14 protein-coding genes are annotated in these 13,706 nt (G+C 42.0%); 1 reads left to right on the forward strand and 13 read right to left on the reverse strand.

Annotated elements, in window-relative coordinates; all coding sequences use genetic code 11:
• Window positions 1-5: 5 nt before the first annotated feature.
• The 8 genes from NST39_RS12265 to rpsU form a co-directional block, all read right to left on the reverse strand.
• Complete coding sequence (locus tag NST39_RS12265; protein WP_044139415.1) at window positions 6-965, reverse strand: PhoH family protein; 960 nt, start codon at window positions 963-965, stop codon at window positions 6-8.
• 3 nt (window positions 966-968) lie between these two features.
• Window positions 969-2,159 carry a sporulation protein YqfD gene (gene yqfD, locus NST39_RS12270; protein ID WP_044139416.1) on the reverse strand — a complete coding sequence of 397 codons (1,191 nt, stop codon included), beginning with the start codon at window positions 2,157-2,159 and terminating at the stop codon, window positions 969-971.
• 18 nt (window positions 2,160-2,177) lie between these two features.
• Complete coding sequence (gene yqfC, locus NST39_RS12275; RefSeq protein ID WP_251190304.1) at window positions 2,178-2,459, reverse strand: sporulation protein YqfC; 282 nt, start codon at window positions 2,457-2,459, stop codon at window positions 2,178-2,180.
• A gap of 204 nt (window positions 2,460-2,663) precedes the next feature.
• Entirely contained in the window at window positions 2,664-3,161 is a 498-nt protein-coding gene (locus NST39_RS12280; RefSeq protein WP_044139417.1) for a hypothetical protein, read from the reverse strand.
• Window positions 3,162-3,192: 31 nt separating this feature from the next.
• A complete protein-coding gene (floA, locus tag NST39_RS12285; RefSeq protein WP_044139418.1) occupies window positions 3,193-4,185 on the reverse strand; it encodes a flotillin-like protein FloA in 993 nt (330 codons plus the stop codon).
• Window positions 4,186-4,211: 26 nt separating this feature from the next.
• On the reverse strand, window positions 4,212-5,525 hold the full coding sequence (locus NST39_RS12290; RefSeq protein ID WP_341028598.1) for an NfeD family protein: 1,314 nt from the start codon (window positions 5,523-5,525) through the stop codon (window positions 4,212-4,214).
• A gap of 141 nt (window positions 5,526-5,666) precedes the next feature.
• A complete protein-coding gene (locus tag NST39_RS12295; RefSeq protein WP_003217508.1) occupies window positions 5,667-6,116 on the reverse strand; it encodes a GatB/YqeY domain-containing protein in 450 nt (149 codons plus the stop codon).
• Window positions 6,117-6,130: 14 nt separating this feature from the next.
• Window positions 6,131-6,304: a 30S ribosomal protein S21 gene (gene rpsU / locus NST39_RS12300; protein WP_003152957.1), complete on the reverse strand. Its 174-nt coding sequence runs from the start codon at window positions 6,302-6,304 to the stop codon at window positions 6,131-6,133.
• A gap of 182 nt (window positions 6,305-6,486) precedes the next feature.
• On the opposite strand from rpsU, the gene NST39_RS12305 reads away from it, so the two are divergent.
• Entirely contained in the window at window positions 6,487-7,416 is a 930-nt protein-coding gene (locus NST39_RS12305; protein WP_044139421.1) for a Na/Pi symporter, read from the forward strand.
• 39 nt (window positions 7,417-7,455) lie between these two features.
• Here the strand turns inward: NST39_RS12305 and mtaB are convergent, their stop codons facing one another.
• The 5 genes from mtaB to dnaK form a co-directional block, all read right to left on the reverse strand.
• Window positions 7,456-8,814 (reverse strand): tRNA (N(6)-L-threonylcarbamoyladenosine(37)-C(2))-methylthiotransferase MtaB, encoded by a 1,359-nt coding sequence (mtaB, locus tag NST39_RS12310; RefSeq protein WP_044139423.1) that lies wholly within the window; start codon window positions 8,812-8,814, stop codon window positions 7,456-7,458.
• A complete protein-coding gene (locus NST39_RS12315) occupies window positions 8,814-9,584 on the reverse strand; it encodes a 16S rRNA (uracil(1498)-N(3))-methyltransferase (RefSeq protein WP_044139424.1) in 771 nt (256 codons plus the stop codon). The genes mtaB and NST39_RS12315 overlap by 1 nt, the downstream gene beginning before the upstream one ends.
• Window positions 9,585-9,607: 23 nt before the next feature.
• A complete protein-coding gene (gene prmA / locus NST39_RS12320; RefSeq protein WP_003217481.1) occupies window positions 9,608-10,543 on the reverse strand; it encodes a 50S ribosomal protein L11 methyltransferase in 936 nt (311 codons plus the stop codon).
• Between the two features lie 22 nt (window positions 10,544-10,565).
• Window positions 10,566-11,699, reverse strand: coding sequence for a molecular chaperone DnaJ (gene dnaJ / locus NST39_RS12325; protein WP_003217525.1), 1,134 nt, complete (start codon window positions 11,697-11,699; stop codon window positions 10,566-10,568).
• A gap of 165 nt (window positions 11,700-11,864) precedes the next feature.
• Window positions 11,865-13,703: a molecular chaperone DnaK gene (dnaK, locus tag NST39_RS12330; protein WP_065098446.1), complete on the reverse strand. Its 1,839-nt coding sequence runs from the start codon at window positions 13,701-13,703 to the stop codon at window positions 11,865-11,867.
• Window positions 13,704-13,706: the final 3 nt, after the last annotated feature.

Raw genomic sequence — 13,706 nt, forward strand, 5'->3', positions numbered from 1 at the left:
TAAGGTCATTTTTGCTTTTCGTATGCTCCGATGATCTTTGCCACAAGCGGGTGTCTGACCACATCTGTCTGGTCTAGCTCAATAAATGAGATGCCCTTGATCTCTGCAAGCATGTCCTTTGCAGCTGCAAGGCCAGACTGCATGCCCTTCGGTAGGTCAATCTGTGTAATATCTCCTGTAATGACCATTTTAGAGCCAAACCCAAGTCTCGTCAAAAACATTTTCATTTGGGCAGGCGTTGTATTCTGCGCTTCATCTAAAATAACAAATGCATCATCGAGTGTCCGTCCTCTCATATAGGCAAGAGGCGCTATTTCAATCACACCGCGCTCGATTAAACGTTCCGTATGATCACTGCCAAGCACATCATGCAAGGCATCATATAGTGGTCTTAAATAAGGATCTACTTTTTCCTTTAGATCACCTGGTAAAAAGCCAAGACTTTCTCCTGCTTCAACAGCTGGTCTTGTCAGGATAATCCGTTTCACATGTCCATTTTTCAGTGCATGTACCGCGTTGACGACTGCCAAATACGTCTTCCCTGTTCCAGCTGGTCCAATTCCAAAGACCAAGTCATCTTTTTTCATTGCCGCAGCATATTCCCGCTGGCCAATGGTTTTTACCCTGATTGACTTTCCTTTTGCATTTTTCGTAATTTCATCTTCATACATATTTTCAAAATAATTGAGCTTGTCTTTTTGCGCCATTTTAATGGCATAGACGACATCCCGTTCAGAAATCTCAATTCCTTTTTGGATGAGATGTAAGAGAGATGTAATCAGACGGCTCGCTGTTTCTCTTGATGCTTCCTGACCAGAAACATACACCTTTTCTCCGCGCGTAATAATGGAGACATTCAGCTCGTTTTCCATCAGTTTCAGATAAGCATCTTGATTTCCAAATAAAGCAATCGCTTCGTTTGGGCTATCTAATTTTTGTTGAATTTCAAGTAAATGTTCTGTCATTCTCTAGTCTCCCTGAACAATAGGTGTTGGTTGAACAATATCTTCTATTACTTGGTAAAGGATGATTAACTTAACTTTACCATTCCCTGTTGCCTCGTGCAAAACTTTTTCACTTTTCACCTCTCCTGTTTGACCTAGCTTCTCTTCTAATTCTTTTTTACCCATTTTAATCCCTGCTTGAACCGCTTCTTTATTTGTGTATGTCCGGTTTATTTTTTCGCTTTCGCGTGTCGTTTCTTTTTCATAGGAAAATGGGAGCTGGAAGTTTAAGAAATGGAGTGGGTGAACTTCAGTTTCTGTTTTTGGCTGCTTAAAATCATCCTTTTTAAAGGAAAAGCCCCAAAATGGCATTGAACCTCCAAATGCGGAGAGCTTGTGCTTTGTCTTCATTTTACCCGTAAAGACATCAAAAGATGTTCGAAGAGGGACAGAAACTTCAGAACGATACCACGTTTCACCATAAATTTTCGCTTTAGCACCAACCGTTTTTTGCTGGTCTTCGCTGCCGATGAGGCCAGAGACGAGCATTTGTCCTTTCTTCACATGTTCATCAACTGCGGCAAGCGGCTCCCCTTTTTCCACATACATTCTCGTGATGACCGCCTTCTTCTTGGCCACAATATGCTGAGGACTCGTATATTTCTCTTTTTCCGGCTCATTTTTTTCCACAACTTTCATTTGAAATGTTGTACCGTTTAGTTCAACGCCAACCCATGTTATGCTTTGAATATTGGCGGTCAGTGATTTTTGAATTTTTTCAGGTGTTCCCATTAGAAACTGAAAACGGCCTTTTTGCACACCAATCTCGTCTAAATGCTTTCTCATCTGATGTTCAGTTTCTGGATTGGCTCCTTTAATATCAATTTTCCACACCATGTTTGAAAGTGCCAATATCGTCACTAGAAAGAACACAATCCCAAGGGTAAACCCAATATTCTTCCTTGACCATAGGAGAAGGAACGGAAATCCCTTCTTTTGATGAAATGAACATTTTACGTCATGATGTCTTTGTACTTTTCTGAAGGCATGTACATCTGATAAGCGAATAAATAAGCGCACGCTGTCTTGACGGCGGCTCACTTGAAACATTGTGATCCCCTGTCTCGTGCACTCATTGATGAGCCGCTCAATGCCGTTTCCCTTGATTTCCACTTCCACTCTGCCAATAAAATAGGCGAACCATTTATTCTTCACACTTCTCCCCTCCGTCAGTTAAGAATCAATATAACGGACCTCATCGATTTTCCCTTCTAATAAGATCTCTTCTGGCAAAATCGTTTTAATCACAAAATCTTTCCCTGAAATAATGCATTGCCCTTGTTTGAGCATCAGCCTTACCTCTTGATCACTGAAAAGCAAAAGCCCTTTATGGTTCTCTATGTAAATGTGGAGTCTGCCAACCATCGTAATACGGGGAAGATCCATCATGACGTCTGGAGGGATTTCAAGTGTTCTTGTCAGCCATACTTTAAGTCGATTTTTTCTTTTTCCCATTCAATTAGAACCCCTTCCCGCCCCATGTGTATGAGATCAAACTGAAAGATGGTGAGACTGATGAGAAAGTCTCTATATCATCCTATTCCTCAGCGGTTCAGATCATGCTAATGAATCCCGCAAAACAGCCGTTTCAGCATTTTTACTGCGAGAAATCTCCATCAGGTCAAACAAAAAAAGCCCCTTTATATGGGACTTTTTTGTTTATCTGTTATATGGCCGTTTCATCGTTCTGTGCGGCTTTTTCGCGCGTGGCTCTCCAAATACTTCTCCAAGGATCATCCCCCGAACAATTGTATCTTGGTTGAGCTTCTCAATGATCTTTGGCTTCACTTCGGCAGAAGCAGCCTTTGGCCTTGTCAGTTCTCTTTCAAGCGATTGGAATTCTCTATTCAGCTCGCTTTTTCTTTCTTCCATTTCGGCAAGTGTAGCGGTATAGCGGTCCTGTAAGGATTGAGATGTTTTTTTCTTCATCCCGCCATGATCATGTACATCGCCGAAATCGTCCATCTGATCCGTCACGACTGGATCTGGACTTGTTTGTTTTGTTTGCTTTTGGGGCATCTGCTTACGCTGAGGAGCTGGCTTGTTTTGCTGATTCTTTTGTTCGTTCTCCTCTTGTTTGCCGATTTTCCCAAAGACAGCAGAGATGATACCGATGATAATCGCAATTAGTAACGGATTTTCAAATAGAATGTCCATTGGGCTCCCTCCTTAAAGCGTGAAAGGATGCTTATTTGTTTTCATTATCAGATGGACCTTTTGTCATTTTACCAAATGAATCTCTCATGTCCGTATCAGCATCGATATTCTTAATATTCATGTAGTCCATGACTCCAATATTACCTTCACGTAATGCTTCAGCCATGGCAAGTGGTACTTCAGCCTCTGCTTCTACAACTTTCGCGCGCATTTCTTCAACTCTTGCACGCATTTCTTGCTCCTGGGCAACAGCCATTGCGCGGCGTTCTTCCGCTTTTGCCTGTGCAATGTTTTTATCTGCTTCTGCTTGGTCTGTTTGCAGAATTGCCCCGATGTTCTTACCGATATCCACATCTGCAATATCAATCGAGAGAATTTCAAACGCAGTACCTGAATCTAATCCTTTACCAAGAACCGTTTGAGAAATCATATCTGGGTTTTCTAGAACCTTTTTATGATTATTTGATGAACCGATTGTAGAGACAATCCCTTCACCTACACGAGCAATGATTGTTTCTTCCCCTGCACCACCGACAAGTCGTTCGATGTTTGCACGAACTGTAATACGTGCTTTTGCTTTTACTTCAATCCCGTCCATTGCCACACCAGAGATAAATGGTGTTTCAATGACTTTAGGGTTTACACTCATTTGTACAGCTTCAAGTACGTCACGGCCTGCTAGGTCGATCGCTGCACAGCGTGCAAAGTTCAATTCGATATTCGCACGTTGAGCCGCGATCAATGCATTTACAACACGGTCAACGTTACCACCTGCAAGGTAGTGACTTTCTAATTGGTTAATCGTCACATCAAGACCTGCTTTATGTGCTTTGATGAGCGGGTTGACCACTCGGTTTGGAATGACGCGGCGAAGTCTCATTCCTACAAGTGTAAAAATGCTTACCTTTACGCCAGCCGCTAGGGCAGAAATCCACAGCATCACCGGTACAAAGGTGAAGAAGATCGATAGAACGATCAGACCTGCTGCGATAATCACAAATAATAGTAAAGTAGATGGATCCATTTTATTCCTCCTATAAAATCAGTTATCTATACTTTCCTCACGACAATGCGTGAGCCTTCCGCTTTCACAATTTTTACTTGTTCATCCTTATCGATGAATGCACCTTCTGATACAACATCAATGCGCTCATCTCCAAATACTATTGTACCTGACGGACGAAGTGCGGTTGCTGTCACCGCGATTTGCCCAACAAGATCTTCTCTTGTTTCATTTGAGACATAACCGCTTTCCTTATTGGTTGAATCGGTTAAAATGAACTTTTTGAAAAATTTCATACGTTTCCCCAACACCTTTGTCAATATAATAACTGCTATGATTGAAACAGCAGTGGCAATCAAGATGGAAATCGCCATTTCTGTAAAGCTTCCAGCTGCTAAAAATAAGCTGACAACCACACAGATCAGTCCAATGACACCTACGATTCCCCCCGGCAAAAACAATTCCAGAATCATGAGTAATATCCCTGCTAAAAACAGGAACAACGTCTCATATCCTGCAAAACCAGCCACGAGATGACCATAAAAGAATAAAAGAAGCGCTGTCACTCCCATCGTGCCTGGAATCCCAAAACCAGGAGAATAGAGCTCAACAATTAACCCTAAGCTTGCGATGGATAAAAGGATTGGAATGACGATTGGGTGCGTGAGAAAGCGCGCAACCTTTTCAGCAAAGCTCACTTCATCGTATTGAACAGAAGCGTCGGCTAACTTCAGCTTCTGAAGCAAGTCATCCATATTTTTCGCTTCCCCTTCTGCATAACCGAATTGAAGCGCACGGTCTGTGTTGAAGGTGAGCAATTCTCCTTTTGGTGCACCAGCCTCTTTTGCGTCTATATCGACATCTGCCATTGCAAGTGCATACTTTGGATCACGCCCCTTCTTTTCGGCAGCGTCACTCATTTCAGCAAGCCATAGCGATTCAGATTTTTGGTCGGCAGCATTGCCTTCTCCATCAATGATCGCAGCAGCCCCCATCTTTCCATTTGGGGTCATATAAATATCGTCGGCATTTAGTGCAAGGAATGCCCCAGCAGAAAGCGCTCTATGATTCACAAACGCTGTCACAGGAATATCAGACGCACGAATGGTATCTGCGATCTCAAGCGCCGCATCGACTGCACCACCTGGTGTATTGATGTCTAGAATGATATGTTTCGCTCGTTCGGACTTTGCCTGCTCAAATGATCGTTCAATAAATTGAGAAAGTCCTTTTTCTACTGTATCTTCAATTGGGATAACATGAACTTTTTGATCTACTGATTTCGCGGTCAATTGAACCCCTAATAATAAGCATATTATAAAACAACTGAAGAGAGCAATAGAAATTTTTATTTTTTTCATCTATTTGGTGATCCCTCCTCTCTATCTTCCATTTTACCGTTCCTTTACATACGTTACAAATGTATCATAGGTTTCATTTTTATATGACAGAATGATGAAGGTATAAAAAAAGTACCCTTCTAACAATAGAAGGATACTTTTTTATTGAGACAGCTGTTCGCTGACAAGTCTGTTAATGACAGCTCCATCAGCTTTACCTTTTACTTTTGGCATAATAGCGCTCATGACTTTACCCATATCAGTCTTCGATGATGCACCTGTTTCAGCGATCGTTTCTTTCACGATCGTTTGCAGTTCTTCTTCAGAAAGCTGTTCAGGTAAATAAACGTCTAAGATGTCAATCTCTTTTTGAACTTTATCTACTAAATCTAAGCGATTAGCTTTCGAAAATTCATGGAGGGAGTCTTTACGTTGCTTAATCTCGCGGGAAAGGACGGTTAGTTCCTCATCGCCGGTCAAACTGTCTTTCTTAAGCTTAATTGCTTCATTTTGGAGCGAAGCCTTAACCATCCGAATGACAACAAGCTTGTCTTTCTCACGGTTTTTCATAAAAAGCTTCATATCAGAATTTAATTGCTCAAGAAGACTCATAAAATCCACCCTCTTTAGAATTTACGTTTTCTAGCAGCTTCAGACTTTTTCTTGCGCTTTACGCTAGGCTTTTCATAAAATTCACGCTTTCTTGCTTCTTGCAATGTTCCAGTTTTGGATACACTGCGTTTAAAGCGACGAAGAGCATCTTCAAGCGATTCGTTTTTTCTAACGACCGTTTTTGACATTCTCTTTCCCTCCCTCCGAATACACCAATCGACTGCATTAAAAAAAGATATACATGCAAAACATGTACCTAGATATTATAATATAAGCCTAGTGTGAGGTCAACTAAGTGATTTGGAAATATATTTTCGTCATGAGCAGGTAGACAAGTCCATATATTCATTGGTAAGAGGAGGACTTTTCTATGATGGCGATCATTTATTTTTGTGCACTTATTTTCATTTTTTTATGGTCAATGGGTTTGCTGAGAAAAGGATTAATGGCGCTTGCGTCGTCTCGCATTGAGAAATCACTTCTTCTCTTTACAGATCATCCGGTAAAAGCATTCTTAGTCAGCATCGTATTTACAGGGATTCTTCAAAGCAGTTCAGCGTTTATGGTCATCGTGATTGGCTTTGTCAGTACAGGTATTCTCTCTTTTAAAAAATCCATTCCAATGATTCTTGGTACCAATATTGGCTCTACGTTTACAACAGAATTTATCGCCATTAAAATGGATGTTTTCATGTGGGTCTTAATTCTAGCTGGTCTCATATGCATGATGTTAGGCAGAAAATCTTTTAGGCATGCAGGAAAAAGTATATTTGGACTCGGGATGATCTTTTTTTGTATTCAAGGCTTTTCTAAAATTGCAGGTATGATGACAAGTCAGCCTGAGACACTGCGCTTTCTCGAAATGATGCAGCATTCTGACTGGACGGCGCTGCTTTCTGGCACTATTTTCACAGCGATTGTTCATTCGAGCTCCGTCTGTATCGGCATTTTAATGGGATTTATGAATGAAGGAACGGTTGGGCTTCAAGAAGGCATCAGCTTTGTGTTAGGGTCCAATATTGGGACTTGTATTACAGCCGTAATGGCTGCCATATCTGGCGGCTATGCAGCACGTCAAACGGCTTATGCACACGTTTTGTTTAATGTGCTCGGAGTGCTTTTATGTCTCCCATTTCTCGCCATGATGACAGAATTCGTCGCTCTTCTTGCAAACGCTCCAGCCCAGCAAATTGCGCACTTCAGCCTGCTGTTTAATGTGGCAAGCTCTTTGCTTTTCTTCCCATTCATCCGTCCATTTCACACATTGATTTTATGTCTGTTACCGAATCAATCAAAATAAAACACCGGCTTGCCCTTTTGGCAGCCGGTGTTTTATTGATTATGAGGTCATTCTCACTTTGTCTGTTTGTACTTCATCGCTTATACGAACGAATTGTCCTTCGTTATAAGGATAACCCGCTTTCGTAATTTTCACTTTGACCAAACGGCCGATCATGTCCTCTGTTCCTTCAAAAACAACCTTCATATAGTTATCTGTATAGCCCACATAAAGATTGTGCTTCCCTTCTTGTTCTTTGAAGGATTCTTCCGGAATAATCTCTAGGACATCTCCTTCATAAGCTGATGCGTATTCTTTCGCAAGCTGGTCAGAAAGAGCGATCAAGCGGTGGACACGTTCGTTTTTCACATTTTCATCCACTTGATCTTCCATTCTTGCAGCTGGCGTACCTGTACGTTTGCTGTAAGGGAATACGTGCAGTTCAGAGAATTGATGGTCTTTGACAAAATTGTATGTTTCCAAAAACTCTTCTTCTGTTTCTCCAGGGAATCCTACAATCACATCAGAGGTGACAGCAAGACCTGGCAATGCTTTTTTCAGCTTTGTTAAACGCTCTGCAAAGAATTCCATCGTATATTTACGGCGCATTCTTTTCAGCACTGTATTAGAGCCAGATTGAAGCGGGATGTGAAGGTGTCTGACAATCTTATCTGACTGATCAAGCACTTCTATCACTTCATCTGTAATTTGACTTGCTTCGATAGATGAAATACGAATTCGTTTTAAGCCGCTGACACGTTTATCTAATTCTTTCAGAAGCTTTGCAAAGTTATAATCCTTTAAGTCTTCTCCGTATCCGCCTGTGTGAATACCTGTTAATACAATTTCTTTATAGCCGGCATCCACAAGTTGCTGCGCTTGGTTGATGACCTCTTCTGGATCACGAGAACGAAGAAGTCCGCGAGCCCAAGGAATAATGCAGAATGTACAGAAATTGTTACAGCCTTCTTGGATTTTTAATGACGCACGTGTTCTGTCTGTAAAAGCAGGAACATCGAGTTCTTCAAACACACGTGCTTTCATAATATTGCCAACCCCATTAATCGGCTGTCTTTCTCTGCGATATTCTTCAATGTAACCGAGTAATTTATGTCTGTCTTGTGTTCCCACGACAATATCAACACCAGGAATCGCCATGATTTCTGCTGGAGATGTTTGCGCATAACAGCCTGTTACACAAATGACACCATCCGGGTTATGACGAATGGCTCTTCTAATGACTTGGCGGCTTTTTTTATCGCCAGTATTCGTGACCGTACATGTATTAATGACATATACGTCTGCTTTTGATTCGTACTCTTTTCTTTCATAGCCTGCTTCTTTAAACAGCTGCCAGATCGCTTCTGTTTCATAGTGATTGACCTTACAGCCAAGTGTATGGAACGCTACTGTTCCCATCATGATTCACCTCTTAATAACTCTGTTTGATAAGATATAGCAGAAAGCGCGTAAAGAGGAGCTGTTTCTGTTCTTAAAATGCGTGGTCCGAGCCCGCAAATGACTGCACCAAGCGTTTCAAGCGCTTCAATCTCCTTTTCTGCCAAACCGCCTTCAGGGCCAAAAACCACTAGCAAGGTTTGTCCGCCTTTCATCTGTTGGAGCACAGTTTGAAAGCGGCTTTGCTCTCCTTCTTTCGATGATTCTTCGTATGCAACGACACATTTATCGAATTCACCAGCTAATTGAGTCAGCTCTTTAAATGTTGATACTGGATCAACACGAGGAATGATATTCCGGTAGGACTGTTCAGCCGCTTCTTTCGCGATTTTCTCCCAGCGCTCTCGTTTTTTATGTGACTTCTTTTGGTCAAGTTTTGTAATAGAACGAGCCGCTTGAAACGGGATAAATGCGCTTGCGCCAAGCTCTGTGCCTTTTTGGATAATCAGCTCAAGCTTATCTCCTTTTGGGAGACCGCTCGCAATTGTTACTCTTACCGGAAGCTCTCTGTCCTGATTTGTCCAGCCTTCAACGTGACAAATGACTTCTTCCTTTGTTATTGTATCAATTTTACTGAGCGCTTCAAAGCCGTCTGTCGTTAAGCAAAGGATTTCCTGCCCTGCTTTCATGCGCATGACATTGGAAAGGTGATGTACATCTTCACCATTGATGACGATAGATCCCTTTGCGATCACTTCTTCTTTCGTGAGGTCGATAAAATATCGTTGCATACGTGTCCTGACACCTACTCGCTTTATTTTTTCGCTATAATGCTGACCCAATCTTCCATTGACAGCACTTCAACAATGTCAAAACCTGCTTCTTCTAATGCTGTTTTGACTTGTAATTTCTTTTGTCCAATGATGCCTGATGTAATGAAATAGCCATCTTTCTTCAATAAGTCATAGGCTTGATCTGTAAAGCGCAAAATCACTTCTGCGAGAATGTTGGCGACGATCACATCTCGTTCACCTGAAATCCCATCAAGTAAGTTGTTTTGCTTGACCGTCACTTGTTCGCTTACACCATTTAGCTCAATGTTTTGCTTTGCACTTTCAACCGCAACGGTGTCGAGATCAAAGGCTTGAATGTCCTTTGCACCAACCATCGCTGCTGCCACACTTAAAATCCCAGAGCCTGTTCCAACATCAATCACCGTATCGTTTTCCTTCACATAGCGCTCAAGCGCCTGAATACAAAGAACGGTTGTTGGATGTGTCCCTGTTCCAAATGCCATTCCTGGGTCCATTTCAATAATCAGTTCATCAGAATGAACCGGTGTATATTCTTCCCATGTTGGAACGATGGTGAATTTTTCAGAGATTTTCACAGGGTGATAGTATTTCTTCCATGCGGTGGCCCATTCTTCTTCATTTACTTCACAGATAGACAGCGTATTTCGTCCAAGGTCAATATCGTATAGAAGAAGATTGTTGATGGCTTCTTTGATCTCATCTACCGTTTCCATTAAAAAGCTGTTCATTGGAAGATAGGCTTTGACGATGACCCCTTCTTCAGGATAGTCATTCGGATCGAGCTGGTAGATCTCACCGTATACATTTTCACGTTCCTTGACTAAATCAAGCGGGTCCTCAATCACGACACCACTCGCACCTGCTTCATGCAAAATATTGGTGATTGGTTCCACCGCTTCATTTGTTGTATGGACGCTAATTTCTGACCACTTCAATACTACCAACTCCTTATCCGTCTTACTCGCCTTTAAATGCGCGTTTTACCTTATCGAAGAAGCTCATTTCTTGTTCGTCCGGTTTATTTCCGCTCACTTCAGCAAATTTTCTAATGATATCTTTTTGATTGTCCGTTAAATTTGTTGGTGTGACGACTCGTACAACGATATGCTGATCGCCTTGGCCATAGCCGCGTACATTTTTCACACCTTTTCCTTTGAGTCTAAACTTTGTGCCAGTTTGCGTGCCAGCAGGGACTTTTAATTTCACTTTACCGTGTAGTGTCGGCACTTCAATTTCGTCACCTAATGCAGCCTGTGCAAAGGTTAACGGCATTTCGCAGTAAATATCATCTCCGTCACGTTCAAAGAATTCATGCGAACGCACATGGAACACAACAAATAGATCGCCTGGAGGTCCTCCATTTACACCTGGTTCCCCTTGACCAGACACTCTGAGTTGCTGACCATCGTCAACACCAGCTGGGATCGTCACATTGATTTTCTTACGCTTACGCACTTTACCAGAGCCGCCGCATGTAGAACATTTGTGATCGATTTGTTTTCCTGTTCCGCTACAGTAGTTACATACTCTGCGGTTGACCACTTTACCAAACGGAGTTGACTGCTCAACATTTAATTGACCAGAGCCGCCGCAATGTGAACAAGTCTTCGCTTCTGTCCCAGGCTTTGCCCCTGAACCATGACATGTTTCACATGATTCCTCGCGAGGGATTTCAATCGTTGCTTCTTTCCCAAATGCTGCTTCTTCAAATGAAAGCGTCATTGTATATTGCAAGTCTGCTCCTTGACGCGGTGCATTTGGATCTCTTCTTCTGGCTCCACCGCCAAAAATACTAGAGAAGATGTCATCAAAGCCGCCGAAGCCGCCAAAGTCTCCTCCTCCGCCAAAACCGCCGCCGCCAAAGCCTTGGTTTGGATCGGTATGACCGAACTGGTCATATTGCGAACGTTTTTGATCGTCAGAAAGGGTTTCATAGGCTTCTTTTACTTCTTTGAATTTCTCATCTGAGCCAGCTTCTTTATTAATATCAGGGTGATACTTTTTTGAAAGCTTGCGGTATGCCTTTTTGATCTCGTCTTTTGAGGCGCTCTTACTCACGCCAAGCACTTCATAGTAATCACGCTTACTCATCTCTTCACACTCCCGATTTTCTCACATAAGTACGATTGTATCATTTTGATTTGACCTTTTTCAATTGCTTTCATCGTTGGAAAGAAAAAAAGTCAAAGCCAAGAGATCCTGACTTTGACTTTCTGACGAGTACGTTTCAGCAGTCTTTTTCAAAAGTAAAGGTGATTATTTTTTCTCTTGATCGTCGTTTACTTCTTCGTATTCTGCATCCACTACATTGTCATCTGCTTTTTGAGCACCTTCAGCGCCTTCTTGCTGAGCTTGTGCCTGTTTTGCAGCTTCTTCATAGAGCTTTGTCGTTAGTTCTTGAACGATTGTTTGCAGCTCATCTTTTTTCGCTTTGATGTCTTCAAGCTCGCCTTTTTCGATCGCAGCCTTTAGTGCATCTTTCGCATCGTTTGCTTTTTTCACTTGCTCTTCATCGATTTTGCCTTCTAGATCTTTTAATGTTTTTTCAGTTGTAAACACTAATTGATCTGCTTCATTGCGCACTTCGATTTCTTCTTTTTTCTTCGCATCTGCTTCAGCATTTTCTTCTGCTTCTTTGACCATTTTTTCGATCTCATCATCAGAAAGACCTGAAGAAGATTTGATTGTGATGTTTTGCTCTTTGCCTGTACCCATATCTTTCGCACGTACGTTGACAATACCGTTTTTATCGATATCAAAAGATACTTCGATTTGTGGTACGCCGCGTGGTGCTGGCGGAATATCAGTCAATTGGAAACGACCTAATGTTTTGTTGTCTGCTGCCATTGGGCGCTCACCTTGCAGGACATGGATGTCTACCGCTGTTTGGTTGTCAGCAGCCGTTGAAAATACTTGAGATTTGCTTGTTGGAATTGTTGTATTACGTTCAATCAGCTTTGTGAATACGCCGCCCATTGTTTCAATTCCTAAAGAAAGTGGTGTTACGTCAAGTAGAACAACGTCTTTGACATCTCCTGTGATGACTCCACCTTGAATCGCTGCACCAAGAGCAACCACTTCATCAGGGTTTACACCTTTATGAGGCTCTTTGCCTGTTTCTTTTTTGATTGCTTCTTGTACTGCAGGAATACGAGTTGATCCACCAACAAGGATGACTTTATCAATCTCGTTAGCAGATAAACCAGCATCTTTCAATGATTGACGTACAGGTGTCATTGTACGCTCTACAAGATCTGCAGAAAGCTCTTCGAATTTAGCACGTGTTAGCGTTAATTCAAGGTGAAGAGGACCTGCATCTCCTGCTGTGATAAATGGCAGTGAGATTTGTGAAGAAGATACACCAGAAAGATCTTTTTTCGCTTTTTCAGCAGCATCTTTTAAACGCTGAAGCGCCATTTTATCTTTTGAAAGGTCAATGCCATTTTCTTTTTTGAATTCAGCTACTAAGTGATCAATGATCACTTGGTCAAAATCGTCTCCACCTAGACGGTTGTCCCCAGCAGTTGAGCGTACTTCAAAGACGCCGTCTCCAAGCTCAAGGACTGATACGTCAAATGTACCGCCGCCAAGGTCGTATACAAGGATCGTTTGATCTTCATCTGTTTTATCTAAACCATAAGCAAGTGCAGCTGCTGTTGGTTCGTTGATGATACGTTCTACTTCAAGACCAGCAATTTTACCAGCATCTTTTGTAGCTTGACGTTCTGCATCGTTGAAGTAAGCAGGAACTGTGATAACAGCTTTTGTTACTTCTTCGCCAAGGTAGCCTTCAGCGTAAGATTTAAGATGTTGAAGAATGATTGCAGAGATTTCCTGCGGTGTATAGTTCTTGCCTTCAACTTCTACTTTATAATCTGTACCCATATGTCTTTTAACAGACATGATTGTGTTCGGGTTTGTAATTGATTGGCGTTTCGCTACTTCACCCACTTGGCGCTCTCCATTTTTAAAAGCGACAACAGATGGTGTTGTACGTGCTCCTTCAGCGTTTGCAATGACTTTTGGCTCTCCGCCTTCAAGTACTGCAACACATGAGTTTGTTGTTCCTAAGTCAATCCCAATGATTTTACTCATAAT

This window comes from Bacillus sp. FSL W8-0645 (genome assembly GCF_038007905.1).
Classification (GTDB): Bacteria; Bacillota; Bacilli; order Bacillales; family Bacillaceae; genus Bacillus; species Bacillus pumilus.